The 25,630-nt window shown below is 61.9% G+C and carries 24 protein-coding genes and 2 pseudogenes; 17 read left to right on the top strand and 9 right to left on the bottom strand.

Annotated elements, in window-relative coordinates:
- Positions 1–162 precede the first annotated feature (162 nt).
- Positions 163–408: a TIGR02647 family protein gene (locus tag N005_RS18630; RefSeq protein WP_024780550.1), complete on the bottom strand. Its 246-nt coding sequence runs from the start codon at positions 406–408 to the stop codon at positions 163–165.
- A gap of 233 nt (positions 409–641) precedes the next feature.
- Positions 642–926: a hypothetical protein gene (locus N005_RS18625; protein ID WP_047702551.1), complete on the bottom strand. Its 285-nt coding sequence runs from the start codon at positions 924–926 to the stop codon at positions 642–644.
- 124 nt (positions 927–1,050) lie between these two features.
- Between N005_RS18625 and N005_RS18620 the strand changes: the two genes are divergently transcribed.
- On the top strand, positions 1,051–1,710 hold the full coding sequence (locus N005_RS18620; RefSeq protein ID WP_047702550.1) for a glutathione S-transferase family protein: 660 nt from the start codon (positions 1,051–1,053) through the stop codon (positions 1,708–1,710).
- Positions 1,711–1,853: 143 nt separating this feature from the next.
- Here the strand turns inward: N005_RS18620 and argH are convergent, their stop codons facing one another.
- Positions 1,854–3,248, bottom strand: a complete 1,395-nt coding sequence (gene argH / locus N005_RS18615; RefSeq protein ID WP_047702549.1) for an argininosuccinate lyase — start codon at positions 3,246–3,248, stop codon at positions 1,854–1,856.
- Positions 3,249–3,563: 315 nt separating this feature from the next.
- Here argH and N005_RS30010 point away from each other — a divergent pair.
- The 8 genes and pseudogenes from N005_RS30010 to N005_RS18585 form a co-directional block, all read left to right on the top strand.
- Positions 3,564–3,713 (top strand): annotated as a pseudogene (locus tag N005_RS30010) (sensor histidine kinase); the annotation flags it as partial.
- Complete coding sequence (locus N005_RS18610; RefSeq protein ID WP_047702548.1) at positions 3,710–4,456, top strand: LytR/AlgR family response regulator transcription factor; 747 nt, start codon at positions 3,710–3,712, stop codon at positions 4,454–4,456. The pseudogene N005_RS30010 and the gene N005_RS18610, both read left to right, overlap by 4 nt.
- Positions 4,457–4,593: 137 nt before the next feature.
- Positions 4,594–5,535 (top strand): hydroxymethylbilane synthase, encoded by a 942-nt coding sequence (hemC, locus tag N005_RS18605; protein WP_047702547.1) that lies wholly within the window; start codon positions 4,594–4,596, stop codon positions 5,533–5,535.
- Positions 5,535–6,278, top strand: a pseudogene (locus N005_RS29720) (uroporphyrinogen-III synthase); the annotation flags it as partial. The gene hemC and the pseudogene N005_RS29720, both read left to right, overlap by 1 nt.
- Before the next feature lie 36 nt (positions 6,279–6,314).
- Positions 6,315–7,445, top strand: coding sequence for a uroporphyrinogen-III C-methyltransferase (locus N005_RS29715; RefSeq protein ID WP_047702804.1), 1,131 nt, complete (start codon positions 6,315–6,317; stop codon positions 7,443–7,445).
- Positions 7,442–8,689 (top strand): heme biosynthesis protein HemY, encoded by a 1,248-nt coding sequence (locus tag N005_RS18595; protein WP_047702546.1) that lies wholly within the window; start codon positions 7,442–7,444, stop codon positions 8,687–8,689. Before N005_RS29715 ends, N005_RS18595 begins: the two co-directional genes overlap by 4 nt.
- A gap of 241 nt (positions 8,690–8,930) precedes the next feature.
- On the top strand, positions 8,931–9,461 hold the full coding sequence (locus N005_RS18590; protein WP_047702545.1) for a disulfide bond formation protein B: 531 nt from the start codon (positions 8,931–8,933) through the stop codon (positions 9,459–9,461).
- A gap of 175 nt (positions 9,462–9,636) precedes the next feature.
- The gene (locus N005_RS18585; protein ID WP_041022643.1) at positions 9,637–10,095 is read left to right on the top strand and encodes an Rsd/AlgQ family anti-sigma factor; all 459 of its coding nucleotides are present in this window, start codon (positions 9,637–9,639) and stop codon (positions 10,093–10,095) included.
- Positions 10,096–10,152: 57 nt separating this feature from the next.
- Here N005_RS18585 and N005_RS18580 read toward each other — a convergent pair whose 3' ends face one another.
- Positions 10,153–10,818 carry an FKBP-type peptidyl-prolyl cis-trans isomerase gene (locus tag N005_RS18580; protein WP_047702544.1) on the bottom strand — a complete coding sequence of 222 codons (666 nt, stop codon included), beginning with the start codon at positions 10,816–10,818 and terminating at the stop codon, positions 10,153–10,155.
- A 191-nt stretch (positions 10,819–11,009) separates the two neighbouring features.
- Here N005_RS18580 and N005_RS18575 point away from each other — a divergent pair, with 191 nt between their 5' ends.
- Positions 11,010–12,176 (top strand): AlgP family protein, encoded by a 1,167-nt coding sequence (locus tag N005_RS18575; RefSeq protein WP_047702543.1) that lies wholly within the window; start codon positions 11,010–11,012, stop codon positions 12,174–12,176.
- Here the strand turns inward: N005_RS18575 and N005_RS18570 are convergent.
- Entirely contained in the window at positions 12,173–12,637 is a 465-nt protein-coding gene (locus N005_RS18570; protein ID WP_047702542.1) for a TIGR02444 family protein, read from the bottom strand. The genes N005_RS18575 and N005_RS18570 overlap by 4 nt on opposite strands.
- Positions 12,638–12,687: 50 nt before the next feature.
- Between N005_RS18570 and N005_RS18565 the strand changes: the two genes are divergently transcribed.
- The 7 genes from N005_RS18565 to N005_RS18535 all read left to right on the top strand — a co-directional run bounded on the left by N005_RS18565 (position 12,688) and on the right by N005_RS18535 (position 22,155).
- A complete protein-coding gene (locus N005_RS18565; RefSeq protein WP_047702541.1) occupies positions 12,688–14,598 on the top strand; it encodes an ATP-binding cassette domain-containing protein in 1,911 nt (636 codons plus the stop codon).
- Complete coding sequence (locus N005_RS18560) at positions 14,598–15,179, top strand: mechanosensitive ion channel family protein (protein ID WP_047702540.1); 582 nt, start codon at positions 14,598–14,600, stop codon at positions 15,177–15,179. The genes N005_RS18565 and N005_RS18560 overlap by 1 nt, the downstream gene beginning before the upstream one ends.
- Positions 15,180–15,280: 101 nt before the next feature.
- Positions 15,281–15,913, top strand: a complete 633-nt coding sequence (gene rhtB / locus N005_RS18555) for a homoserine/homoserine lactone efflux protein (protein WP_047702539.1) — start codon at positions 15,281–15,283, stop codon at positions 15,911–15,913.
- 277 nt (positions 15,914–16,190) lie between these two features.
- On the top strand, positions 16,191–18,287 hold the full coding sequence (tssI, locus tag N005_RS18550) for a type VI secretion system tip protein TssI/VgrG (RefSeq protein WP_081993288.1): 2,097 nt from the start codon (positions 16,191–16,193) through the stop codon (positions 18,285–18,287).
- Between the two features lie 24 nt (positions 18,288–18,311).
- Entirely contained in the window at positions 18,312–19,124 is an 813-nt protein-coding gene (tla1, locus tag N005_RS27815; RefSeq protein ID WP_052126412.1) for a toxin Tle1 chaperone Tla1, read from the top strand.
- 50 nt (positions 19,125–19,174) lie between these two features.
- A complete protein-coding gene (gene tli1a, locus N005_RS18540) occupies positions 19,175–19,645 on the top strand; it encodes a Tli1a family immunity protein (protein ID WP_230167086.1) in 471 nt (156 codons plus the stop codon).
- Positions 19,630–22,155 carry a T6SS phospholipase effector Tle1-like catalytic domain-containing protein gene (locus tag N005_RS18535; protein ID WP_231983256.1) on the top strand — a complete coding sequence of 842 codons (2,526 nt, stop codon included), beginning with the start codon at positions 19,630–19,632 and terminating at the stop codon, positions 22,153–22,155. The genes tli1a and N005_RS18535 overlap by 16 nt, the downstream gene beginning before the upstream one ends.
- Here N005_RS18535 and N005_RS18530 read toward each other — a convergent pair.
- The 4 genes from N005_RS18530 to N005_RS18515 form a co-directional block, all read right to left on the bottom strand.
- Positions 22,152–22,895, bottom strand: a complete 744-nt coding sequence (locus N005_RS18530) for a hypothetical protein (protein ID WP_047702537.1) — start codon at positions 22,893–22,895, stop codon at positions 22,152–22,154. The genes N005_RS18535 and N005_RS18530 overlap by 4 nt on opposite strands.
- Before the next feature lie 3 nt (positions 22,896–22,898).
- Positions 22,899–23,486 carry a penicillin-binding protein activator LpoB gene (gene lpoB, locus N005_RS18525; RefSeq protein ID WP_047702536.1) on the bottom strand — a complete coding sequence of 196 codons (588 nt, stop codon included), beginning with the start codon at positions 23,484–23,486 and terminating at the stop codon, positions 22,899–22,901.
- Between the two features lie 171 nt (positions 23,487–23,657).
- A complete protein-coding gene (locus N005_RS18520) occupies positions 23,658–24,029 on the bottom strand; it encodes a YcfL family putative periplasmic lipoprotein (RefSeq protein ID WP_047702535.1) in 372 nt (123 codons plus the stop codon).
- 18 nt (positions 24,030–24,047) lie between these two features.
- The gene (locus N005_RS18515) at positions 24,048–25,445 is read right to left on the bottom strand and encodes a COG3014 family protein (protein ID WP_047702800.1); all 1,398 of its coding nucleotides are present in this window, start codon (positions 25,443–25,445) and stop codon (positions 24,048–24,050) included.
- Positions 25,446–25,630: the final 185 nt, after the last annotated feature.

Here is a 25,630-nt window from a genome sequence, read left to right as displayed (position 1 = left end):
CGGCTCGCGGCGTCGAACGTGGGAAATCAGAGGTGATGGCAGTTTAGCGTCCGGCTTGAGGAATTCTTAAGCTGAAAGTAGGGGATGGACGTCAGATTTTTCACACAGGACACCCGCGCCTGCGGAAATCCGGCAAGCAGATTTCCGTGGGCGACAGGGGAGTCAGGCGGCTTCCTGGACGCTGAGTATCGTCAGGACGGTTTGTACATTTTGCGCGGCGTCACGACCCAGGCTGGTCAGGTAACCACCGTCGGGTTGGGTGATCAGTTCTTTGTCGTACAGGCGTTGGGCGGCGGCAATAGCTTTAGGGGCAGCGGTCTGATGGATTTTCAGGCCTTCCTGGGAACTGTCCAGGTTGAAGAGTGCAAGGATTTCCAGTTCGGCAACCAGCTCAGGGGTAAGCGACATAAGGACTCCAGACTTTCTAGGAATATGGTCGATAGCGTCACTAAGGTGAGCGCACTCGGCCGAGCTGTCCAGTGCCGGGGGCAGGCTTTTTCGTTTTTGTGCGACGGAACGTTAGTGAGAGCAAAGCTTGCTCGCGATGCAGGCGCCTCGATTCATGGGCGATCGCATCGCTTTCATCGCGGGCAAGCCTTGCTCCCACAGTGTTTGAGGCAGTCCCTCCCGCCGCAGCGGGTTCAGTTCTTTTCCGGTGGCAGCTCGGGCAGCTTGCGCAACGCATCTTCATACCATTCGGTATTGAACGGGCGGTCTTCATCGAGCATGGCGTCGATTTCGAAGGCCAGCACATGGGCCATGAGGTTCAGAATTTCTTCGCGCTCGTAATTGACCAGGGTCAGTTTGTTGAAGGTGGCCTTGGCCGCTGGCGGGTTGCCGCTTTCGATCTGGTTCTCAATGGCTTCGATCAGGGTCGACTCGACGAATTCTTCTTCGTCGTTGTCGATGTCGGTTGGCTCGCTCATGGCAGGCTCCTGTGGGAAAGGCGCCAGTTTACCTGCATTCAGCAGCGTGATGCGCCTGGCGCGAAACCTCCCGACAGTCTATAACGCAAGGCTGCCCACCCCACACGGACCGGAGGTATTTGCGATGCTCAAGCTTTATGGTTTTTGCGCCAGTAATTATTACAACATGGTCAAGCTGGCGTTGCTGGAGAAGGGCGTGCCCTTCGAAGAAGTGTCCTTCTATGGCAGCCAGACCCCGGAAATACTCGCCATCAGCCCACGGGGCAAAGTGCCGGTGCTGAAAACCGACCAGGGCTTCATCAACGAAACCAGCGTGATCCTCGAATACATTGAGCAAACCCAGCCGGGCAAGGCCCTGCTGCCCGCCGATCCGTACGAACGAGCCCAAGTCCTGGCCATGTGCCGGGAGATCGAGTTGTACATCGAACTGCCGGGGCGTGCCTGCTACGCCGAGGCATTTTTCGGCATGACGGTACCGGATGCCATCAAGGAAAAGAGCAAGGCTGAACTGTTGCTGGGGTTCGCCTCGCTGGGCAGGCACGGCAAGTTCTCACCCTATGTGGCGGGCGATAGCCTGAGCATTGCCGACTTGTACTTTCTCTACGGTGTTTCGCCAGCCTTACAGGTAGGCAAGAAGTTGTTCGATATCGATTTCTTCGCAGACATGCCGGCGGCCAAGGCGCTGATGGAGCGGTTGGGGGCGAATCCGAATGTGCAGCGGATCGCGGCGGACAGGGAAGCGGGGATGCCAGAGTTTTTGGCGATGATCGCTGCCAAAAAGTGAATTTTATATTGCTCTAGCGGTTGCTTTCGCGAGCAGGCTCGCTCCCACAGTGGATCTTCAGCGAACACAAACTTGTGAACATATGGAGATCCCCTGTGGGAGCGAGCCTGCTCGCGATGCTTTTAGATTTTAGCTTTTAGCTCTTAGCGACTGGCCAGGAGCGCCTGGCCACGTACCACGGCAGCCTTGACCTGCGCCGGCGCCGTACCGCCGACATGGTCACGGGCATTGACCGAGCCCTCCAGGGTCAGGACAGCAAACACGTCCTGCTCGATCTGGTCGCTAAACTGGCGCAGTTCGTCCAGGCTCATTTCCGCTAGATCCTTGCCGTTGTCCACACCGTATTTCACGGCATGCCCGACGATTTCATGGCAATCGCGGAATGGCAGGCCGCGACGCACCAGGTAATCGGCCAGGTCTGTTGCCGTGGAGAAACCACGCAGGGCCGCTTCGCGCATCACCGCATGCTTGGGCTTGATGGCCGGGATCATGTCGGCGAAGGCGCGCAGTGAGTCGCGCAGGGTGTCGGCGGCGTCGAACAGCGGCTCCTTGTCTTCCTGGTTGTCCTTGTTGTAGGCCAGCGGTTGGCCTTTCATCAGGGTCAGCAGGCCCATCAGCGCGCCGAACACCCGGCCGCTCTTGCCCCGTACCAGCTCCGGCACATCGGGATTTTTCTTTTGCGGCATGATCGAGCTGCCGGTGCAGAAGCGATCCGGCAGGTCGATGAACTGGAACTGCGCGCTGGTCCACAGCACCAGCTCTTCGGAGAAGCGCGACAAGTGCATCATCGCGATGCTCGCGGCGGCGCAGAATTCGATAGCGAAGTCGCGGTCCGAGACGTTATCCAGCGAGTTGCCGCCCACGGCGTCGAAGCCCAGCAGTTGGGCGGTGTATTCGCGATCGATCGGGTAGGTGGTGCCGGCCAGCGCGGCGCTGCCCAGGGGCATGCGGTTGGTGCGCTTGCGGCAATCCACCAGGCGCTCGTAGTCGCGGCTGAGCATTTCGAACCAGGCCAGCATGTGATGCCCAAACGTTACAGGTTGGGCGGTCTGCAAGTGCGTGAAGCCGGGCATGATGCTTTCGGCCTCACGCTCGGCCTGTTCCAGCAGGCCTTTCTGCAGGCGGGTGATCTCGGCCAGGATCAGGTCGATTTCATCACGCAGCCACAGGCGGATATCGGTGGCGACCTGGTCGTTGCGGCTGCGGCCGGTGTGCAGTTTCTTGCCGGTCACGCCGATGCGGTCGGTCAGGCGCGCTTCGATGTTCATGTGCACGTCTTCGAGGTCGACACGCCAGTCGAACTGGCCGGCCTCGATTTCGCCCTGGATGGTCTTCAGGCCATCGATGATGCTGTCGCGCTCGGCATCGGTCAGCACGCCGACCTTGGCCAGCATGGTGGCGTGGGCGATCGAACCCATGATGTCGTGGCGATACAGGCGCTGGTCAAAATTGACGGAGGCGGTGAAGCGGGCGACGAAGGCGTCGACGGGTTCACTGAAGCGGCCGCCCCAGGACTGATTGGTCTTGTCAGTGCTCATGAATTCGCTCGTGATCGGCTGTGGAAAAAGTAGCGGTTAAGGCTGCGGCGGATGATAACAGGGTTGCCGGGGCTGGCGCTGGCACTGGTCGGCAGGTTTTTTGCGCATGAGCCGGGCGTTCAGACAGGTTTTGCGCACAACGATATTTTCCGATTGAGCAATATCGTCTTGGCAACCGTCTACAGTGGACGATAGGAGTTTTGCTTTTCCATCATGGGGCACGGGTCGAATCAACCAGGGGGGTGCTCAATATTGATCAGATTGAAAATGAACAATCCCTACGGCGACGCCGTGCGACAACGGGCCTCGAGCATCGGTCGGCAAGCGCTGGTAAAGATAGGCAACCGCCTCGCGGCACTTTTTGGCCCTCGGGCGAGTCTTAGCGTGGATCGCGGTGACGGATGTCACTTCCCCTGTCTACGCTATCCTTGTGCGAGACTCACGCAGGAATCCAGCGCAATATGAATGTCCTGATCGTTGATGACGAACCACTGGCCCGCGAGCGCCTGAGCCGAATGGTTGGCGAGCTCGAGGGTTACAGTGTCCTGGAGCCGAGCGCCACCAATGGCGAAGAGGCGTTGGCCCTTATCGACAGCCACAAGCCGGATATCGTGCTGCTCGACATTCGCATGCCTGGCCTGGATGGTCTGCAGGTGGCGGCGAAGCTGTGCGAACGGGAGTCGCCCCCCGCCGTGGTGTTTTGCACCACCCGGGATGACTTCCCGCCGGAGGTCTTGCAGGCCGGTGCCGTGGGCTATCTGGTCAAACCGGTGGCATCCGAGGCGTTGCTCGACGCCTTGCGCAAGGCCGAGCGACCCAACCGCGTGCAACTGGCGGCGCTGACCCGCCCGGCAGCGGAAAGTGGCAGCGGCCCGCGCAGCCACATCAGTGCGCGAACCCGCAAGGGCATCGAGCTGATCCCGTTGAACCAGGTGGTCTATTTCATCGCCGACCATAAGTACGTGACCTTGCGCCATGAGAGTGGCGAGGTGCTGCTGGACGAGCCCCTCAAGGCCCTCGAAGACGAGTTCGGCGAGCGGTTCGTGCGCATCCACCGCAATGCCCTGGTGGCCCGCGAGCGCATCGAACGTCTGCAACGTACGCCCCTCGGGCATTTTCAGCTGTTTCTCAAAGGCCTCAATGGCGACGCGTTGATCGTCAGTCGGCGACATGTGGCGGGCGTGCGCAAGATGATGCAGCAGCTCTAATGCAACGCCTCGGCGGCATTGCACGTTTTATTTCCAGGACATTGACGGCCAGGGAGGCCTTGGGGTCGTGATTCAAGTCAAAGCGGATTTGGCTGAGCTGTTATTATCCGTCGTATCTTTTAAGTACGGATTGATCCATGTCCCCTCGCGAGATCCGCATCGCCACCCGTAAAAGTGCCCTGGCCCTGTGGCAGGCCGAATACGTCAAAGCCCGTCTGGAAGCCGCCCATCCCGGCCTGATCGTGACGCTGGTGCCCATGGTCAGTCGCGGTGACAAGCTGCTGGACTCGCCGCTGTCGAAAATCGGCGGCAAGGGTTTGTTCGTCAAGGAACTGGAAACCGCGCTGCTGGACAACGAAGCCGATATCGCCGTGCATTCGATGAAAGACGTGCCCATGGACTTCCCCGAAGGCCTGGGCCTGTTTTGCATCTGCGAGCGGGAAGATCCGCGCGATGCGTTCGTCTCCAACACCTTTGCCAGCCTTGAAGCGCTGCCTGCCGGGAGCGTCGTTGGCACGTCCAGCCTGCGTCGCCAGGCACAGCTGCTGACCCGCCGTCCCGATCTGCAAATCCGCTTTCTGCGCGGCAACGTCAACACTCGCCTGGCCAAGCTCGACGCCGGCGAATACGACGCCATCATCCTTGCCGCCGCCGGCCTGATCCGCCTGGGCTTCGAGGACCGCATCACTTCGGCTATCAGCGTCGACGACAGCCTGCCGGCCGGTGGGCAAGGCGCCGTTGGCATCGAATGCCGCAGCGCCGACAGCGAGATCCACGCGTTGCTGGCCCCCCTGCATCATGAAGACACCGCGACCCGGGTCTTCGCCGAGCGTGCCCTCAACAAGCACCTCAACGGCGGCTGCCAGGTGCCGATTGCCTGCTATGCCGTACTGGAAGGCGAGCAGGTCTGGTTGCGTGGCCTGGTGGGCGATCCGGACGGCGGCAGGCTGCTCAGTTCCGAAGCCCGGGCGCCCCGGGGCGATGCCGAAGCACTGGGAGTGCGAGTAGCCGAAGACCTGCTGAGCCAGGGCGCTGGGGACATCCTCAAGAAAGTCTACGGCGAGGCTGGCCACGCGTGATGGGCTGGCGGTTGCTGCTGACCCGGCCGGAGGACGAGTCGTCGGCCCTGGCGGCTGTCCTGGCCGAGGCTGGTGTATTCAGCAGCAGTCTGCCGTTGCTGGCTATCGAACCGATTCCCTTGTCCGATTCCGGTCGAGCGCTGCTGCAGCGGCTCGACCAGTACTGCGCCGTGATCGTCGTCAGCAAGCCGGCTGCCCGGTTGTGCCTGGAGCAGCTGCGCGAACTTTGGCCCGAGCCGCCGGAACAACCCTGGTTCAGCGTAGGGGCGGCCACCGGACAGATCCTGGCCGATGCGGGCCTCACGGTGTCTTATCCGGACGAGGGCGACGACAGCGAAGCCTTGTTGGAACTCCCGGCGTTGCGCCAGGCATTGACCCGCCCCGATCCCCAGGTTCTGATCGTGCGTGGCGAGGGCGGCCGAGGCTTGCTGGCGGAGCGCTTGCGCGAGCAAGGTGCTAGTGTCGATTATCTGGAATTGTACCGGCGTGGCCTGCCCGAGTACCACGAGGGCGAACTGCTGGCGAAGGTCGAAGCGGAACGCTTGAACGCGCTGATGGTCAGCAGTGGGCAGAGTTTCGAGCATCTGCACCGCCTGGCGGGGGCCGCCTGGCCCGATCTGGCGCGGTTGCCGTTGTTTGTTCCAAGCCCCAGGGTGGCCGAGATGGCGCGGGCCGCCGGGGCCCGATCAGTTATAGATTGTCGTGGCGCCAGTGCCGCGGCTTTGCTGACGGCGTTACGGGAACAATCCGTGCCGTTTTCTAATGCAAAGGATGGATACGTGAGCGAAACAGCCTTGCCAAAAGATCAAGACCGACCCGTGATCGATGCACCGGTGGAAACCCCGGTACCGGTGGCGCCGCGTCGCGGTAACGGGTTGGCCATTGTCGCATTGCTGCTGGGGGCCGCTGGCGTGGCCGTTGGCGGCTGGGGTGTCTGGCAGGTGCGTCACCTGCAGGCCAACAACCAGCAACAGTCTGCCCAGGTCCAGGCTCTGAATGATCAGGCCCAGAATCTCAAGCTCAATGAGCAACGCCTCAGCGAGCGCCTCGCGCAGATGCCGGCGGCCGAAGAGCTGGAGGAGCGACGCCGTCAGGTCGCCCAGTTGCAAGGCGACCAGCAACACCTGAGTCAGCGTCTGGAAACTGTGCTCGGTGCCAGCCGCAAGGATTGGCGATTGGCCGAGGCCGAGCATCTGTTGCGCCTCGCCAGCCTGCGCCTGTCCGCCCTGCAAGACATCAGCAGTGCCCAGGCCCTGGTCCAGGGTGCCGACGAAATCCTGCGGGAGCAGAATGACCCGGGCTCGTTCGCTGCCCGCGAGCAATTGGCCAGGACCCTCGCGGCGCTGCGCAGCACCGAGCAGCCGGATCGCACCGGGCTGTTCCTGCAACTGGGAGCCCTGCGTGAGCAAGTGCTGCAACTCTCGGAGCTGGCGCCTGAGTACAAGGACCGCGGCGAATCCCTGCTGGGCCTGACGGCCGATGGCGATGGGGCCAGCCGCTGGGCGCAGTGGTGGGACCAGATCTCGCGCTATATCCGCATCGATTTCAATGCCGACGAGAATGTCCGTCCGCTGCTGGCCGGGCAGAGCCTGATGCAGGTGCGCCTGGCCTTGAGCCTGGCGCTGGAGCAGGCGCAATGGGCGGCTCTCAATGGGCAGGCGCCGGTGTATACCCAGGCGTTGGACGAGGCCCGTGATGTACTGAAGAACAACTTCAACCAGGACAACCCGCAGAGCAAAGTCATGCTCGAGCGAGTGGCCGAACTGGCCAAACAGCCGGTGACGGTGGTCACTCCGGACCTGACTGCGACCCTGAGCAGCGTCCAGGCTTATCTGGAGCGCCGTAACCTGAATGCCGAGGAGTCGGTCAAGCCGCTGGCCAAGCCTGCTGAGCAGGGGACCACGCCATGAAGCGTCTCTACGTGATTCTGTTCGTGGTCATTGCCGCCGCCGCCCTGTTGGGCGTGGCGATTTCCGAGCATTCGGGTTACGTGCTGGTGGCGTACAAGAACTTCCGCTACGAAGCGGGCCTGTGGGTCACCCTGGCGTTGGTGGCGGTACTCTGGCTGTTGTGGCGGGCCGTGCGCGCCCTGATCGGCCTGGTGACCACTTCCGGCGGCGTGGTCAACCCGTGGTCGCGGCGCAATCGCAGCCGGCGCGTGCAAGTGGCGATCGAACACGGTCAACTGGACCTTGCCGAAGGTCGCTGGGCCAGTGCCCAACGACATTTGCATCGTGCCGCGGAAGCCGAACGCCAGCCATTGCTGTATTACCTCGGCGCGGCCCGTGCGGCCAACGAGCAAGGTCTTTACGAACAGAGCGACAATCTGCTGGAGCGCGCCCTGGAACGCCAGCCCCAGGCCGAGTTGGCCATTGCGCTGAGCCACGCGCAGTTGCAGATGGACCGGGGCGACACCGACGGCGCCTTGGTCACGCTGCAAGCCATGCATGACCGTCATCCCCATAACGTCCAGGTGCTGCGCCAGTTGCAACGGCTGCATCAGCAGCGCGGCGATTGGTCGGCGGTGATTCGCCTGTTGCCGGAACTGCGCAAGGACAAGGTCCTGCCGGCGGCGCAGCTGGCTGAGCTGGAACGCCGGGCCTGGGGTGAAAACCTCTCCCTGGCGGCCCATCGTGAAGAAGACGGCAGCGTCGGTTTGCAATCGCTCAATCGCGCCTGGCAACAGCTGACCTCTGCACAACGCCAGGAGCCGGCGCTGGTGCTGGCCTATGCCGAACAGCTGCGACAGCTGGGCGCGCAGGGCGAGGCCGAGGAAGTATTGCGCACCGCACTCAAGCGTCACTACGACAGCCACTTGGCGCGTCTGTACGGGCTGGTCCGCGGCAATGATCCGGCTCGACAGCTGCAAGCGGCCGAAGGCTGGCTCAAGGATCATCCGGCCGATTCCAGCCTGCTGTTGACGTTGGGCCGCCTGTGTTTGCAGAACAGCCTCTGGGGCAAGGCGCGGGATTATCTGGAAGGCAGCCTGCGGATCCAGCGCAATCCCGAAGCCTGCGCCGAACTGGCGAGACTCCTGGCACAACTGGGTGATGCCGAGCGCAGCAACCAGCTGTTCCAGGAGGGCCTGGGACTGCTGGATGAACGCTTGCTCGCTGCGCCGTTGCCGGTTCCAGCCCAGGCGTTATCCAGTTAAGGAATCCTGACAAAGCGCTGCGTTTCGCGGTGGTCTTGCCAAGTGGACCGTCGCTGATCGCTGCTCGGTTCAAGGCCCAAATGATGTACTCGGGAAAGTCCTACAGGGGATTGCGCGAAATCCCCTCGCCTCTGTCGGGAATTCCCTACACCCTTGGTGAAGTGTCTGCGCGGGCCTGCCTTGAAAGGCCCGAGGGCTTTCCTCTACCGTAACTGCTTGTCTCTTCTGTTACGGAACCGCCATGTCTTTGGCTTGCTCTCGCTTCTTGTTTTTCATGGCTTCCGCCGCCGCGGCCCTGGCTTTGGGCATCGCCAGCTATCTGGAGTACGCAGTCGGACTGACGCCTTGCAGCCTGTGCGTCCTGCAGCGCTTGTGCCTGGTGCTGTTCCTGGTGAACGGTCTCGCAGCCTGCATGCATGGCCCGGGTCGAAAGGGCAGCATCCTCTACGGTGTGACGGGACTGGTTTTCGTGTCGGGAGGAATGGCCCTGGCCTGGCGTCAGGTTCTGTTGCAAAGCCACTCGCCCGATTGCCTGGCCCAAATGAAGGGCGCGAGCTCATGGTGGAGCGCCATGCAGCAGGTCCTCGATGGCGCGGTCGATTGTGCAGGTGTCACCTGGACATTGTTCGACTTGAGCATCCCCGAATGGAGCCTGCTGTTTTTTCTCGCCGTATCCATTGCAATGAGCTACCTGTTGCTTCGCCTTGTCTGGACCGCTCTGATCCGACCGCTGGGCGACAAGACGTCGCAATTCGTCCGGGTAGCGGATTAAACACTTGTATGAACTTTGTCGCCTGCGTACCTTGAAGCGGCTGTCGTGCGGGCATAATCTGGCCCGCACGTATCATTGGAATTATGCCGCTCGATCATGTTGTGTCCGGCTTGCCATGAATCATCAAGGTGTATGCAGGCTGCGAGGGGCATGACTCACAAGGGAAGAAATCGCCATGCTCGAAAGTTGTCAGAATGCTCAGGAACGATGGGGTGGGGTTCATCTGCTGATCGACCGCTGGTTGCAGGAGCGTCACGAACTGGTTCGGGCCTATGATGCTCTCGGTGACAAACCTGAAGCGTTGGGTGAAAGCCGTAAGCCGTTGCAGGAATTCTGCGGTGTGCTGGTGGACTATGTCTCTGCCGGGCATTTCGAGATCTACGAGCAACTCACCGGCGAGGCCAAGGCCTTCAACGACAAGCGTGGCCTGGAGCTCGCCGAACAGATCTACCCGCGCATCGACGTCATCACCGAGAAGCTGCTGGCATTCAACGACCTCTGCGATGAAGGCAAATGCGTAGCGGAAAAATTCAAGGAGCTGGGTGGACTGTTGCACGAGCGGTTCGAGCTGGAGGACTGCCTGATCGAAGTGTTGCACAACGCCCATAAGGAAGAGGCGGCGGTTCAGGCTTGATGGTTTCTCTGGAAAAAAAACGGTGCGCATTGCGCACCGTTTTTCGTTTGGGCGATGTCAGCTCGTCGCCCCCAGCAGCTCGATCTCGAACACCAATGGCGTGAACGGGGGAATCACATCCCCGGCCCCTTCGGCACCATAGGCCTGGGTCGAAGGAATCACCAGTCGCCATTTCGCGCCTACGGGCATTTGCGGCAACGCGTTGCGCCAGCCATCGATCACACTGTCGAGACTGAACCACTGCGCCTGGTGGTTGGCGTCGAACACGGTGCCGTCGGGCAGTCGACCGGTGTACAGCACCTGGACCTTGCCGTGGGGGCCGGCTTTCGCGCCGTGGCCTGGCTTGAGTTCAGTCAACAGGATGCCGTCTTCCAGCTGTTTCACACCTGGCCGGTTTCTTTCCTCGTCGAGAAATTTCTGCTCCGTCTTCAGTGCCACCTCAATCTGTGGTGTCGTCGATTGTGCGGCTAGCTGCGCCTGATGCTTGGCCAGGATCTGTTCGATGCGTTCATCCTTGAGCGCCAGCGGCTTGCCCAGGTAGGCCTGTTGCAGACCTTCGACCAATGCCTGGATCTGCAGGTCGGGCACGTCCTGGCGCAAGCGTTCGCCCAGGCTCGCGCCCAGGCTGTAGGCCAGGTCGTGGGCATCGCTTGCGCTGGTTTTTTCAACGGCCTGGACCGTTGAGCAAACCATGCACAGGAAGAAAAACAGGTGACGCGACATGTGTGCTCTCCGGGCTCGAGTGGAGGAATTATGCCAGCGCCGATTGCCGCGAAGTGAGATTGCTTCGGCAATGGCGCAGAAGATTTTTTGTCTCTTGCAACGCAACGTCCTGTGTACTGTCAACATGCCCTAGCGGCGGTTGCAGCAGAGGTCTAGTATGAGCCGCACTCACGTCAGTCAGGAGGTAAACCATGTCGGCCACCAAGAAGCCTGTAAACACTCCGTTGCACTTGCTCCAACAACTCTCGGGCGCCTTGCTCGAACATTTGGAAAACGCCTGCTCCCAAGCCCTGGCTGATGCTGAAAAACTGCTCGCCAAACTGGAAAAACAACGCGGCAAGGCGCAGGAAAAACTGCACAAGTCGCGTACCAAACTGCAAGACGCAGCTACCGCCGGCAAGGCCAAGGCACAAGCCAAGGCCAAGGACGTCGTGAAAGAACTCGAAGACCTGCTCGATGCCTTGAAGGATCGTCAATCCGAAACCCGCGCCTACATCCTGCAACTCAAGCGTGATGCCCAGGAAAGCCTGAAGCTGGCCCAGGGTGTGGGTCGTGTGCAGGAGGCTGCCGGCAAGGCGCTGACGCTTCGTGCTGCCAAGCCTGTCGCTGTATCGGCCAAGAAACCGGTAGCTAAACCCGTTGTGGCAAAAGCACCGGCCAAGGCAACTGCCAAGCCTGCCGCGAAAGCACCGGCCAAAGCAGCGAGCAAGCCTGCGGCTAAACCGGTCGCTGCCAGCGCAGCTAAACCAGCAGCTAAAAAACCGGCTGTCAAAGCTGCCGCCAAGCCAGTTGCAAAAACAGCGGCCGCCAAGCCTGCCGCGAAAGCTGCTGTGAAACCGGCCGCTAAAAAAGCAGTCGCCGCCAAACCCGCCGCGTCGAAAACAGCGGCTGCCAAGCCTGCTGCCAAAGCCCCTGTCAAAGCCCCTGCAAAAGCTGTCGCAGCGAAGCCAGCGGCCAAACCAGCGGCGACAAAAACGGCTGCTGCCAGGCCTGCAGCGACGAAAACCGCTGCCGCCAAACCTGCTGTAGCTGCCAAGCCAGCCGCTGCCAAAGCGCCCGCCAAGGCCGCGACTAAACCCGCTGCTGCCAAACCCGCTGCGACCAAATCCGCCGCCAAGCCCGCTGCCGCCAAGCCAGCCGCTGCAAAACCGGCAGCGAAACCAGCTGCTGCCAAGCCAGCAGCCAAACCCGCTGTGAAAAAGCCAGCCGCTGCCAAACCCGCGACTGCCCCAGCCGCCAAGCCTGCATCGTCGGCCCCGACAGCGACCCCTGCTCCAGCCGCCAGTACTCCGGCTTCGACGGTCAGCCCAGCCGCTGCCGTTACGCCGAGCACCAGCACCCCAACCAGCGCTTCCTAAGTGCTGGAGACCGCGACGCGCAGCTGATGCAGCGCGTCGTGGTTCGCTGGTTCGGTACTCGCCGCCAACTCTTGCAGCCATCGCGCTGAAGCGTTCTGTTGGCCCCCGGGCCAATCCGCAGCCACGACCTCCAGTCGCTCCAACAAACACCGCTCGGCTTCCAACTCCAGTTTCTTGACCTGCTCGCGCAGGTGCGTGAGGGCAGGGTCTTGAACGGCAGCCGCTTTCCATTGGCTGCGAAGCGTCCGTAGCGGCTTTACCACCTGTTTGTCCCAAGGCTCGGCCAACTGCCGAAGCTGTTGCAGTCTTTGTTCATCGCAGGTCACGCCGCGCTGTTCCAGCCACAGACCGCAAAGCAGCAGGCAGACGCTCGCGCCGGCCCCCTGCAATGCCAGGCAGCTTTGTTCCACGCCGGGCCTGGCGTAGAGGTCGAGGGAGAAATTCCACAGGTCAGAGGACATCGTGCTACTCGCGCCAGTTGCGAGCGAAGCTGGTAGACTCCGCCGCCATTATGATCCGACTTCAGAACCTGACTTTACAGCGTGGCCCGCAACGTCTGCTAGAAGACGCCGAGCTGACCCTGCACGCCGGCCACAAAGCCGGCCTCATCGGTGCCAACGGCGCCGGCAAATCGAGCCTGTTCGCCTTGCTGCGGGGTGAGCTTCACCCGGACTCCGGTGATTGCTCGCTGCCCGCCGACTGGCGTATCGCCCATATGCGCCAGGAGGTCGATACCCTCGAACGCCTGGCGGTGGACTACGTGCTCGACGGCGATATACGCCTGCGTCAGGTTCAACGTGACCTGGCTGTCGCCGAAGCGGCCCACGACGGCGCCGCCCTGGCCCGGTTGCATTCGGAGCTCGACAGCGCCGACGGTTATACCGCCGATGCCCGCGCCCGCAAATTGCTCGCCGGCCTGGGTTTTACCAACGAACAGATGGACCGCCAGGTCGGGGACTTCTCCGGCGGTTGGCGGATGCGCCTGAACCTGGCGCAAGCCTTGATGTGCCCCTCGGATCTGCTGCTGCTCGACGAGCCGACCAACCACTTGGATCTTGACGCCATCATCTGGCTCGAGGACTGGCTCAAGAGTTACCCGGGCACGCTGCTGCTGATTTCCCACGACCGTGATTTCCTCGACGCGGTGGTGGACCACGTGGCCCATGTCGATCAGCGCAAGCTCGTCCTGTATCGCGGTGGCTATACGGCTTTCGAACGGGCCCGTGCCGAGCGCCTGGCCCAGCAACAGCAAGCCTACGAGAAGCAGCAGGCGCAGCGCGCGCACATGGAAAGCTACATCGCCCGCTTCAAGGCCCAGGCCACCAAGGCCCGTCAGGCCCAGAGTCGGATCAAGGCGCTGGAACGGATGGAGGAGCTGTCCGCGGCCCACGTCGATTCGCCGTTCGATTTCGTCTTCCGCGAGTCGACCAAGATCTCCAGCCCGTTGATCGACCTGTCCGATGCGCGACTGGGTTATGGCGACAAGACCGTGCTGGAGAAGGTCAAGCTGCAGCTGACGCCCGGTGCGCGCATCGGTCTGCTGGGCCCCAACGGTGCCGGTAAATCGACCCTGATCAAGAACCTCTCCGGTGAACTCCAGCCCCTGGCCGGGCGCCTGACCCGCGGCGAGAACACCGTGGTCGGCTACTTCGCCCAGCACCAGCTGGACTCCCTCGATGCCAAGGCCAGCCCGTTGTTGCACTTGCAGCGCCTGGCGCCGACCGAGCGCGAACAGACCTTGCGTGACTTCCTCGGCGGTTTTGACTTCCGTGGCGCGCGCATCGACGAGCCGGTGCTGAATTTCTCCGGTGGCGAGAAGGCGCGCCTGGCGCTGGCCTTGATCGCGTGGGAAAAGCCCAACCTGCTCTTGCTCGACGAACCGACCAATCACCTGGACCTGGAGATGCGCCTGGCCCTCACCATGGCCTTGCAGGAGTTCAGTGGAGCGGTGCTGGTGGTGTCTCACGATCGACATCTGCTCAAGAGCACCACCGACAATTTCTTCCTGGTGGCCGACGGCAAGGTCGAAGAGTTCGACGGCGACCTCGAAGACTACGCACGCTGGCTGGTGGACTACCGTCAGCGCAATGCGCCGGTCAGCAGTACGCCGGTGAATCCGGACAAGACCGACAAGAAAGCCCAGCGCCAGGCCGCCGCCGCGCTACGACAGCAACTGGCGCCGCACAAGCGTGAGGCCGACAAGCTCGAGTCCGAGCTGGGCAAACTGCATGAAAAACTGCATCAAATCGAAACCAGTCTCGGGGACAGTGGTCTCTACGAGGCAGCGCGCAAGGATGAACTGCGCGACCTGCTGGCCGAACAGGCCCGGTTGAAGGTTCGGGAAGCGGAGCTTGAGGAGGCGTGGATGCAAGCCCTGGAATTGCTGGAAACCCTGCAAGCGGAGCTGGAGGCGCTGTCCTGATGGAAGCGTTGACCTTGCCCATCCCAGTCATGTGGATCGAGCCGCTCTGGCTCGGTGTGCAAGTCCTGCTGATCCTGCTGGCCGGTTATGTGATGCAGCGTATCGTGGCGCGTGCGCTCACGGGGCTCGGTGAGCGCTACCCGTTTCCGCCCCACTTGCTGATCGTCCTGCGGGGCGTGCTGCGCTGGCTGATCATGGGCAGCGCGGTGCTGGTGGTGCTCGAACGCCTGGGGGTCTCGGCCACGGTATTGTGGACTGCGATTTCCGGCTTCGTCGCGGTGGCGGCCGTGGCGTTTTTCGCCATCTGGAGCGTGTTGTCGAACCTGCTGTGCGCCGTCCTGATCTACACCGTCGGGCCATTTCGCCTGGGCGATGTGGTCGAGCTGGTGGAAGCGACCGACAAGCCCGGCATCAAAGGACGGGTGGTCGCGATCAACCTGCTTTACACCACCTTGATCGAGCCCGAGGAACTCGGCACCGGCAGCTCCATGGTGCAAGTGCCCAACAGCCTGTTCTTCCAGCGCTCGGTCCGGCGGTGGCGCGGCAGCGAGGCTTTTCCGGTGGGTGGATTTGTCGAATAGCCAGTCCCTGGGCCGTCACGGTTGCTTGAAAAATAACGGTGGTCAGCCGCGCGGCGGCGCATTAGCTTAGTCGTCTGGACGAATCTTGGCCGAGGTGTGCAATGGTGCTGGAAACATGGCTGGCGTTTTTCGCCGCTTGTTGGGTAATCAGTCTTTCGCCGGGCGCCGGTGCCATCGCATCGATGTCCAGCGGTCTGCAGTACGGTTTCTGGCGTGGTTACTGGAATGCCTTGGGCCTGCAGTTGGGCCTGGCATTGCAGATCGTGATTGTCGCCGCGGGCGTCGGCGCGATCCTCTCCACCTCAGCCACGGCGTTCTATGCGATCAAATGGTTCGGGGTCGCCTACCTGGTGTATCTGGGCGTCAAGCAGTGGCGAGCCATTCCCGGCGAGATCAGCGATGACGCCTCCCCGCGGCCCATCGGCAAGCCCTTGGCGCTGATGTTCCGTGGCTTCCTGGTGAACATCAGCAATCCCAAGGCACTGGTGTTCATGCTGGCAGTACTGCCGCAATTCATCGACCCCCATGCCCCGCTGGTCAAGCAGTACCTGATCCTGGGCGTGACCATGATTTGCGTCGACCTCATCGTCATGGCCGGCTACACCGGGCTGGCCGCCAAAGTCCTGCGCCTGTTGCGCACGCCGAAGCAGCAACGGCGGATGAACCGGACCTTTGCCGGGTTGTTCATTGGCGCGGCTGGCCTGCTGGCGACGATTCGCAAAGCTGCCGTGTAAAGTTCTGCGGCAGCTTGAAACCCTGTGGGAGCGAGCCTGCTCGCGATAGCGATTGATCCTTCAACCTCGCTGTTGATTGATTCACCGTTATCGCGAGCAGGCTCGCTCCCACATTTTTTTGTCTTGCAGGTAGGTATCAGCCTACAAATCCACTTTTCTGACAGACCGAACCGGGGACAAGCGGGGAATTTGCCTATGCGGTGTTCGGATTGGGGCGGCATACGGCTCGCGTCGATTTTTCGATCATGGGGCTCTTCCGTTCATCCGGTGACCGTAAATGCCCGCTCCCTCCGCAGCCCAGTTCAGGTTCACGATCGATAGCTTGCCCGATGAGTTCGATGTTCTCGCCTTCGAGGGCACCGAGGCCATCAGTCGGCCTTTTGAATTCAGGATCAGGCTCGTCAGCGAGCACGCCGAGCTGGCGCTCGAGCGGTTTCTGCATCGTCCCGCCTTCCTGGCTTTCGATACGCTAGGCAACGGCATCCACGGGCAGATCGCGGATTTCGCCGTGGGGGAGTCCGGACAGCGGCTGACTCATTATCACGCCACGCTGATGCCGCGCCTGAGCAGTCTCGACCTGGCTTTCAATCGACGAATCTTCCAGCGGCGGACCGTTCGCCAGATCATCACCGAGGTGCTCAAGCTGCATGGTCTGCTGGAAGATGCCTTTCGTTTTCAACTGGGGCCTACGGAATATCCGCCGCGGGACTATTGCACCCAGTACGAAGAAAGCGACCTGGCCTTTATCCAGCGCCTGTTTGAAGAAGAGGGTTGGCATTATCACTTCGAGCATGGGCCGCAGCAGCATGTCCTCGTCGTGGGTGATGACCAGTCCAGGTTCAGGAGTCTGCCCCCCACACCGTTCGTGCCTGACGGTGCGATGGTCGCCGACGAGCCCACGATCAGGACCTTCTCCGTTCGGGTACGAGGTGCCACCAGCCGGGTAACCCGGCGTGACCATGATTTCGAAAAGCCTCGCCTGACCCTGGAAAGTGCCGCCCGGCATTACCCTTTTGGCGAAGAGGGGACGCAGCCGGATCGCGAGGATTATGCCTACGCACAAGGGCGTTTCCTGACATTGGCCCAAGGCCGACAGACGGCCCAGCGGGCCCTGCAACGCCGACAAAGGGACACTTGCGTCGCCGAAGGTGGCAGCAACCAGCCGGCCCTGGTAAGCGGGCATTTCATGAGGCTGAAGAACCATGGACGGGGTTGCTGGAACCAGCGCTGGCTACTCACCTGGCTCAGGCATGAAGGCTCGCAACCCCAGGTCCTTGAAGAAGCCATTGGCAATGTGGAAGACCAGCCGCTGGAGCAGGGCTATGGCAACCGGTTCAAGGCGATTCCGTGGGACGTCTTCTATCGCCCGTCCGTGAGACATCGTCGGCCGCTGCTGGTCAGTGAAACGGCCACGGTCAGCGGTCCGCAAGGCCGCGAGATTCATTGCGACGAGTACGGCAGGGTCAAGGTCCGCTTCCATTGGGACCGTGCCGAAGGCAACCCGGAGCGGAGCAGCTGCTGGGTGCGGGTCGCTACGGGGTGGGCCGGGGATGGCTTCGGCACCCAGTTGATCCCCCGGGTCGGCATGGAGGTCGTGGTCACCTTTCTTGCGGGTGATCCCGATCAACCGCTGATCACCGGTTGCGTGCCGAACCAGGCCAACCCGGTTCCCCATGGGTTACCCGTCAACGACACCCGCAGTGTCTTCAAGAGTCGGAGTTCGCCGGGAGGGGGCGGCAGCAACGAATTGCACATCGAAGACCGAAAGGGGGCTGAACGGATCTATCTGCGGGCCGAACGCGACCTGTTCGCCAACGTGCGCAATGACCATGTGCTGGAGATCGGCCGCGACCAGCGCATTACCCTGGCGGGGCAGCGCTACAGCGAAGTGCGGGGCGAGGAGCACCACACCGTTGGAGGGCATCGCGTGACGCAACTCGATGCCGACGATTTTCTCACCATCAACGGCAGCCTCCATGCGCAGGTCGGCGAGACCCTGGTGATTCGCGCCGGGCAGGTCCTGCAGCTCGAATGCGCGGGGGCGCTGACAGTCAAGTCCGGAACGCAGCTGACTTTGGAGGGCGGTGGGCATTTCCTGAGGATTGGTGCCGACGGCATTTTCAGCAGCATTCCCATCGAGCAAGGCGGTGGTCCGGGGCCCGGAGCGGCCCTGCGGTACAAACCTGCCCGCCGGCCGGGTGAAGCCGATGAGCCGGTGGCCGGACGCACAGGCCCATTGACTGACGTCGCCGCGATCAGCCAAGGCGCGACCGGTCCGCCGGCGGGTAGCTCGCCCTTGCCGATCGGCGTGCTGTGCAAACGCTGCTTTCTACAGGCCCAAGCCCAGGCCAGAGGCTTGGCCATCCGCCTCTGAGCGGTTCAATTCTCAAGGATGATCATGTCTCCAACTGCCCTGCAATGGCTGCAACATCTATGCGCCCAGGCCAAGGCCTGCGGCCTCCCCCATGTGGACCTGCTGGTCGACTGCGCGTTGTTCGACTATCCGCTGTTGCGACGGTTGAACGAGCTTTCGCCGTCGCCGCGCTACCGGCTTCTGCTCCAGGACTCCCCCGAACGAGCCTTCGCTGACCAGGGGCCGGTGCTGGTGCGGGTACTGCTCTTCAATACCGCGCAGCGGCTCTGGCTGACGGGCTTCATCCAGAGGTGCCACCGCCATTCGCGGGTGCTGGCGCTGTTCAGCCGCTGGTCGTTCGATGCCCTCGGCGAACGCCTGGGACGATGCACCCAGGCCGAGTGGGCCCGAGGCCACAGAAGCGGTGTACTGCGTTACTACGACACTCGCTTGTTCAGATCCTTGTGCGAACTGCTCGATCCCGACCAGCTCAAGATGCTCCATGAGGGCGTCATCAATTGGCAATGGATCGATCGCGATGGCAAGGCCTGCCAGATGGCGGGGCTCGATGTCCGACAGAGGGAAGCGGGGCGGGACGCGCCGGTGTTGCGGTTGAGCGATGAGCAAGTCACCGGAGTGGGTGCCCTCGGTGATGCGCAACTATGGTGTACCCGGCAGGAAATCCTTCCAGGCACCTACGGTTTCGATTCGTTCGAGACGCTCATCTATCAGACTTTTCGTGTTCATGTCGATGCAGACCGTCAGCAGCTGACGGGAGTGGCGCGGGAGCAGTTCCTCCAGGAGTGGCTCGTCAAGTGCGCCGCCCAAGCGAAGGGTGGGCGAGGTATCAGCCAATGACGTGTCCAGGGACATGGAGGTTGTCGCTCGTCAGTGCTCTTTGCGGTTGTATGCCTGCGCAAACCAGCCTGATCGGTACGCCCATCGAAGGCTATAACCACACTTCGGCGGCCATCCATCACTTCAGCGTCAACCGCAACGGTGGGCCGGGCATCGGGCCTTATGGCGGTGGCGGCAAGCAGAACTGTTGCGTCGGGATGCCCGCTCGATGGCGTCCGGGACTGAAGGTGTTGGTGGAGTGGGAGAAGGATCCGGCGCCCCACGCTTATGGCGGTTGGCCGGAGCGACGGCACACCGATGAATGGCGGACGCGGATGAAAGCCCATCGGGTCGGCTACAGCCGGCACAGCGTCTGGGCTGAGGTGGCCCCCTACGAGCGGCTTGGGGTGGTTGACGTGCATTTCCTGCCTTGTGATCGAGTGGCTGTGTCCGCAGTGGCGATTTTGCCGGGCAAGCCCGGTTATCCCTTCGGTTTCCCCCGCAGGATGGAGGAGGCGCTGTCGCCATGCCCGATACCATGAAAAACGCGTCACAGGCCCTGGCGGCCACGCCATTCTTTACCCAAGAGGGCATGTTGCCGCGAACGCCTGAAGACGTTCTGCGCAATCAGGTTGAACAGCAGAGAGCGCTGATTGAAGCCGCGGAAATTTCCAGGACGGCTTGCAGGGCGGCGAACGTTCCCTATTCCGGCCCGCCCTGCATGGACGTATTGCATATCACGTTGTGTTTTGACGGCACCAATAACCATGAACCCACAGACAAGCGGAACACCCCGCCGACCACCAGCAACGTGGCGCGCCTGTATCACGCCAGCCTGGGTGGCGGCGCCGGTTCGGAGCAAAGCCGGGCCAATGAGGCGGGTTTCTATGCCTATTACATGCAGGGCGTCGGTACCGAGTTTCCCGAAGTCGGTGAGTTTGAACCTGACGCCATGGGGCTGGTGGCGGCTCGCGGTGGAGAAAATCGCATCAACTGGGGCCTGACGCGGCTGATCGATGCCTTGCGTCGCCACTGTGGCGAGTCGCACCTGGATCCGGCGCAGGCCTTTGCCTGGGTCCGGCAGATGGGCAGCTGCTTCGGCGATGCACTCAATACCGGGCAAGCGCGTAGGCGTGCTGCCCTGGAAGGGCCATTGATAGCTTTGCGCGAGACCGTGGAGCGTTTGCACGCCAGTCGCTCGATCCCTCGGATCAATGCCCTGCGCCTGTATGTCTATGGCTTCTCCCGTGGCGCCGCCCAGGCCCGGGCATTTACCCAGTGGTTGCATCAACTGACCGAAGTCGAGGTGAACGGCGAAACCTGCTACCTGTTCGCCGGTGTGCCCATCAGCATCGGATTCCTCGGCCTGTTCGACACGGTGGCCTCGGTGGGCATGGCCTACCTGGCGCCTTTTGTCAGCGGACACATGGGCTGGGCTGACGGTTCGTTGCGGCTGCCCGAGTCGCAGGTATTCCTGGAGCGCTGTGTGCACCTGGTCGCAGCCCATGAGCAGCGGGGCAGTTTTCCCCTGGATTCGATCCGTCGAAAAGCCGACCCCGGCGACCCCGATTGTTCCTCCACCTATCGCGCGGGCACATTTGAATACCTCTATCCGGGTGTGCATTCGGATGTCGGCGGGGGGTATCCGCCGGGTGACCAGGGCAAGGCATTGGGAGGCAATCACGAGCTGTTATCCCAGTTGCCCCTGCAGCACATGTTTCATGAGGCCTATCAGGTCGGCGCCCCCTTGCAGGCACCGGCCGATGCCCTCAGCGAGGAACAGAAAGAGCGCTGGCCGTGGTTGGTCATGGAGGGTGGGACGTACGACGCGTTCGACATCTCCCCAACGCTGATCCGTCGCTTCAACATCTGGCTCGATGCCCAGGACAATGGGCCGCTTGAGGAGGTGATGGCCCGGGAAGCCGGCTTGATCACTGGATGGCGAATCAACCGCTATGCCAATTTTCTCTTTCGTACGACCTCGGCCTGGGCCCATGTGCAGGGCAAGGACATGAGTGAAGAGGAACGTTCGGCCTTTGCCGCGCTGCACCGGCGACAACGAGAGGAAGACACTGCCCTGCGTGCCGGCAAGGAGCCTTGCGCCGTACCCGCTGATCATGAAAGCCACTTGGCCCTGAAGCGTGCATACGAACAACGAACCGGAGTGGGCGAGATCGCGCTCAATACGGCCAAAACATTCGAACCGAGCCTGGATCAACATCAGCTGCAGGGCGCCATGCTGGATTTCCGCCGCGACTACGTGCCTGAGTGGGAGCTGAATCCCTTCGGTTCAGGCCTGAGTCAAGGCCGGCTCATCAATGCCTCGGTAGGCGGCCTGGTGTACTTGCTCAACGAGCAGGATGAGGCCGAGGAATACCGTGACCTGCGCCGGGCCGGCAATCGGGAAGTAGCGCGTTGGTTCGGTGAGGACCTTGTGCCTCGCGATGATGAGGCGTGGGAGCTGATGCGGTTGTTCGATGAGCATGTCCACGATTCTCGTGCCTGGTTCATGAATGCAGCCCTGGACGAGCGGGAGGTATTCAGTGACTACTTTCGGTATCGGGCGATTTTCTTCGATGACGAATCCAATAAATGCCTGTCGCTGTTGGCAACGGCCGGGCAGGTCATTGGCGTGGCCGTGGTGCTCGCCGGGGTCGGCCTGAGTGTCAGCCGCCGCGATCCACGGCTGTTGGTGGGCCTGCTGATGCCGGGGCTCGGCGTCCCGGCGCTCCGTGGCAAGCTTGGCGTCGTTCCGACGATCGAGGCCTTTGATAGCGCCACCGGTATTGTCCTGCCGTTGGTCGAGGGGCTCGATGAGGTTCGTGTCTACACGCGGAAAATCGGCAATGTCCTGAAGCTGGCACAGGCCTTACCGCCTCCGACACCGCTGAATGAACAAACGGCGGATGGCCGCGGGTGGCAGCCGCTGATGGATGCGATTCAATCGGTGAAGAAGCCGGAGGGTGGCTGGTTGGGACGGCTCAGGCAGGCGCGTGATGACGCCACAGGCGCCCCTGTCCCGGGTCCGGGAGGCAGGGGCTCCGGTGCTTAGCGCAGGATCACCGGTGCGGTGTCCCGTGGCAGATTGTTGCGCGGTACCGGCTCTCCGGGTAGCTCATGGCCTGGGCCGCCGAGCTGTTCGCTCAGTTGTCGTGCCACGTCTTCGCCCAAGGCCTTGGACACGTCGCGTACCACGCGGGGGCGGTTGAGGCTGATGCGCGCGTCCCGGTGATTCAGCAATTTGGTGTCCTGGCCCTCGCCCATGGCGGTGAACGCCGAGGTGATTTCGAAGGTCCGGGTGTTGATCAGGCTGAAGTCGGCCACCAGGGTCAGCCCAAGCACCGCCGAGTAGCTGTCGGTGTTGGCCAGTTCATTGATGTCGCGGGTGAAGTCGATGTCCGATACCGTGCCGAACAGCACGTAGTCGGCACCCTTGAAACGTCCGGCCTTGATGCGCTTGATCACATCGTAGACGTCACCGGTGGAAGACTCGGTATGAGGGGTGCCCTGTACCAGCTGGAACATGCCGCTGCGCAGGATCTCACCCTTGATGTCTCCAGTGAACTTGCGCAGTTCGCCCTGCTCGATGTAACTGCTGGTGGCTTCCATTTCGTCGTAGCTCGACGACGCGCTGGCGCTGTAGGTGTTCGCCTGGAAGTTGCTCTGGGCCGAAACGGTATGGATGTATTCCTCCACCCGCTGTTGGTACGCCAGGTCGGTAACGGCGACTTTGGGGGCCGCCTGCGTGCCGAACGCACAGGCCAGGGCCATGATGCCTATCCATGTGCGCATGGCTTAGCGCTCCGTGGTCTTGCGGATTTCTTTTTCGTCCATCCACTCGGCCAGACCGCTTTCGACGTCGATCAATTGCAGGCTGAATTTGTAGAAGACGTCCTTGTAGTCGCTGCTGCGCTTGACGATCGAGCTGATGGAGCCCTCGATGCGGTACTTGGCGGCGATCATGTTGCCGGTCTTGGCCACGGTGCTCTTCTTGTACAGGCCGCTCTGGTTCTGCAGCTTGAGCTGGTCGACCTGGCTGTCCATGGCGTTGTTGTCGCTGGCAAAGCGCGCCGCGCCGGTCTTCATCAACTGGGTCTTGATGCTGGTGGTGATTTCGCGGGTGTCGATGTACTCGCTGGTCTTGTTCTTCACGTCATAGACCTGGACCACCGGGCGACCGTGCAAGACGCCGGACTGGGCCAGGGAGCGGGTCATGGCCTCGGCGATCATCTGCAGGTCGGTGGAGCCGAACTCGTTGGTCACGGTTTCCACGGCCTTGGTGTCGCCATAGGTAATGTTCTTGTTGCCCAGTATCGGGGAATTGTTGGCGCAACCGCTGACCAGCAGGGCGGCGAGGGCAAGGGATGAAATGCGTAGGAACATGGGGGCTCTCGAAAACGGAATGAAATAGGGTCAGGCGCAATGTCGATCGGTAACGGAGCCTGCATTGAATATCCCTGTGGCGAGGGAACTTGCGGTCGCTGCGCAACCGAGCGGGAGCAAGCTCCCTCGCCACAGGCTGCAGGTCACAGCCATCACTGATCGGAATCAGGCTCAAGGCGTATTGATTTCCAACCGGAAGTCCACGGCCTTGGGTGTCGGCGCGATGGCCGGCAGGAAGCTGGTCTGTTCGCCGTACAGCGTCAGGCTCTTCCAGGTTTCCTCTTCGGCAATCGGAAAGCCTTCAGGCCCCAGCCAGGCAAAGCGGTAGTACATGGTCTTGTTGTTGTAGCTGGTGTTGCTCAGCTGCACATTGACAGTCATGTAGCCGTTTTCCCGGGCCACGCGCATGGCGCCAACCACGATGTTCTTTGTCTTGCCCATCGCCACGACCTTGCTGGCGGCGCTGCCCGGCTCCGGGGGTGGCGGGGTGGCGCAGCCGGCCAGCAAGGCCAGGGCAGCGACGGCGATCAGTATTAAACGCATGTGAACAAGACTCCGTTCTTAAGGTTGTTTGAGGCTGGCGACGGCGGTCGGATTGGCACTCGGCATCACCTGGGCGGCCAGGCCACCGGTAAAGACCTGATTGCCGACGGCCCGTAAGGTGACCACCTGGTAGCGCTGGTCGACGAGCACCTTGACCACCGAACCGCCTACCGCGTTGGGCAGGGTGACCTGGTGTTCACCCTTCTTCAGGCGCAGGCGCACCACTTGGGTGTAGTCCGGCAGGGTGCGCCAGGTCCGGGTATCGGCGCCTTCGAGCACCGCCGAGGTGAGACCCACGGCCAGGCCGGCCAACGGGTTGGTGTCGTTGATCTGCTTTTGCGCCACGCCACGGGTGACGGCTCGCACGGTGGTGCGCAGGATGATGCCGGGCATGTCGTCGCGCAGGGCGCGGCGGGACATGGCGGTGGTGCTGTTGAGCTGGGTCAGGTCCATCTGGCGGCCGTCGACACCGATCTGGGCGAAGGACGCGGTGGAGGTGTCAGGCTTGATCACCGGGAACGACAGCGGCGTGATGACGAGATGGCCGCTGATGGGCAGCGGCAGGGGGATGCGGATCGAGTCACGGGACGGCGCCAGGCCGCTTTGCACTACGATCAGGATATCGCTGTCATCGTTCTTGGCGGCAGGCTTGTCCAGGTTGAGCAGGGCCTGTTCCAGCAAGGGAGTGTTCGGGCGCAGCTCGGCAGCCTTGCGATAGCCCGGTGCAGCCAGGTCTTTTTCCCCCAGGGCTTCGTAGACGAAACCGGCCAGGTAATGGCTGAACGCGCTCTGGTAGCTGTTCTTCAGACCCACCACTTCCGGAGCGTCGAGGCTCGCCACCGGGTAACCCTGAAGGTCTTTGTACTCGGTCTTGACCCCTTGTTGCTCGGCCTCTTCCTCGCGCTTGAGGTATTCCTTGTCGCGCAGATCGGCAATCACCGCTTCGCGTTCGTGGGTCTTCTTGATCTGGGTCCGGGCACCGCCGAAATCGTTCACGGCCAGCAGATTCAGGGCCATCTGCGTGGTCAGCATGACCTTTTCGTAATCGTAGCCCTCGTAGCGCCGGACTTTATCGTTGACCAGGAAACTGCCGAACTGTGCCAGGTACTTGGCGGTGTCGAGCTTGACTGCGTCTTCCCACTGGCCGACCTGCCGATCAGCGCTGGTCCAGGCCGTCTGGCTGCCGGACAGATCGCCTTTGGCCCGCAGCAGCTCGCCTTTTTCAAAGTAATACAGCAGATCCCGGTCTTGACCGGTGTTGTTCTTTTCCAGCAGGGTCAACGCGGCGTCGACATTGCCGGACGCCAGCTGTTGATTGGTCTGGGTCAGTTCACTGTCGTAGTTACGAAAAACCGAGCAGCCGGACAACAAGGTGATCGCACCGAGGGCGACCGAAAAAACGGCACGGGAGGCCATGAACATTTCTTCCCTGAGTAACAGCCAGATGGGCGGGCCGGGCTGGGTCGATCCACGGATGGCGTCGGGACGCTATCGGTTCCTCATAACCAGAGGAGCTTTTATGCCGACTTCTTATAAGAAGGCGGCGCGATTATAGCCATGGCTGCTGGCCGTGTAATGGCTTTTCAATCTCTAAATGCTGT

The sequence above is a fragment of the Pseudomonas mediterranea CFBP 5447 genome (assembly GCF_000774145.1).
GTDB classification, from domain to species: domain Bacteria; phylum Pseudomonadota; class Gammaproteobacteria; order Pseudomonadales; family Pseudomonadaceae; genus Aquipseudomonas; species Aquipseudomonas mediterranea.
Note: the sequence above shows the minus strand (reverse complement) of the source record. Positions and strands in the feature narration are given on the sequence as shown.

Bases quoted from the DNA above. Each gene is read 5' to 3' on its own strand.
- N005_RS18570 (WP_047702542.1), bottom strand. From the start codon at position 12,637: ATGTCCTCTGACCTGTGGAATTTCTCCCTCGACCTCTACGCCAGGCCC.
- tla1 (WP_052126412.1), top strand. From the start codon at position 18,312: ATGTCTCCAACTGCCCTGCAATGGCTGCAACATCTATGCGCCCAGGCC.
- N005_RS18590 (WP_047702545.1), top strand. From the start codon at position 8,931: ATGTCTTTGGCTTGCTCTCGCTTCTTGTTTTTCATGGCTTCCGCCGCC.
- rhtB (WP_047702539.1), top strand. From the start codon at position 15,281: ATGGTGCTGGAAACATGGCTGGCGTTTTTCGCCGCTTGTTGGGTAATC.
- N005_RS18560 (WP_047702540.1), top strand. From the start codon at position 14,598: ATGGAAGCGTTGACCTTGCCCATCCCAGTCATGTGGATCGAGCCGCTC.
- N005_RS18520 (WP_047702535.1), bottom strand. From the start codon at position 24,029: ATGCGTTTAATACTGATCGCCGTCGCTGCCCTGGCCTTGCTGGCCGGC.
- N005_RS18565 (WP_047702541.1), top strand. From the start codon at position 12,688: ATGATCCGACTTCAGAACCTGACTTTACAGCGTGGCCCGCAACGTCTG.
- lpoB (WP_047702536.1), bottom strand. From the start codon at position 23,486: ATGTTCCTACGCATTTCATCCCTTGCCCTCGCCGCCCTGCTGGTCAGC.
- N005_RS18530 (WP_047702537.1), bottom strand. From the start codon at position 22,895: ATGCGCACATGGATAGGCATCATGGCCCTGGCCTGTGCGTTCGGCACG.
- N005_RS18625 (WP_047702551.1), bottom strand. From the start codon at position 926: ATGAGCGAGCCAACCGACATCGACAACGACGAAGAAGAATTCGTCGAG.
- hemC (WP_047702547.1), top strand. From the start codon at position 4,594: ATGTCCCCTCGCGAGATCCGCATCGCCACCCGTAAAAGTGCCCTGGCC.
- argH (WP_047702549.1), bottom strand. From the start codon at position 3,248: ATGAGCACTGACAAGACCAATCAGTCCTGGGGCGGCCGCTTCAGTGAA.
- N005_RS18610 (WP_047702548.1), top strand. From the start codon at position 3,710: ATGAATGTCCTGATCGTTGATGACGAACCACTGGCCCGCGAGCGCCTG.
- N005_RS18620 (WP_047702550.1), top strand. From the start codon at position 1,051: ATGCTCAAGCTTTATGGTTTTTGCGCCAGTAATTATTACAACATGGTC.
- tli1a (WP_230167086.1), top strand. From the start codon at position 19,175: ATGCCTGCGCAAACCAGCCTGATCGGTACGCCCATCGAAGGCTATAAC.
- N005_RS18580 (WP_047702544.1), bottom strand. From the start codon at position 10,818: ATGTCGCGTCACCTGTTTTTCTTCCTGTGCATGGTTTGCTCAACGGTC.
- N005_RS18535 (WP_231983256.1), top strand. From the start codon at position 19,630: ATGCCCGATACCATGAAAAACGCGTCACAGGCCCTGGCGGCCACGCCA.
- N005_RS18575 (WP_047702543.1), top strand. From the start codon at position 11,010: ATGTCGGCCACCAAGAAGCCTGTAAACACTCCGTTGCACTTGCTCCAA.
- tssI (WP_081993288.1), top strand. From the start codon at position 16,191: ATGCCCGCTCCCTCCGCAGCCCAGTTCAGGTTCACGATCGATAGCTTG.
- N005_RS18585 (WP_041022643.1), top strand. From the start codon at position 9,637: ATGCTCGAAAGTTGTCAGAATGCTCAGGAACGATGGGGTGGGGTTCAT.
- N005_RS18630 (WP_024780550.1), bottom strand. From the start codon at position 408: ATGTCGCTTACCCCTGAGCTGGTTGCCGAACTGGAAATCCTTGCACTC.
- N005_RS18595 (WP_047702546.1), top strand. From the start codon at position 7,442: ATGAAGCGTCTCTACGTGATTCTGTTCGTGGTCATTGCCGCCGCCGCC.
- N005_RS18515 (WP_047702800.1), bottom strand. From the start codon at position 25,445: ATGGCCTCCCGTGCCGTTTTTTCGGTCGCCCTCGGTGCGATCACCTTG.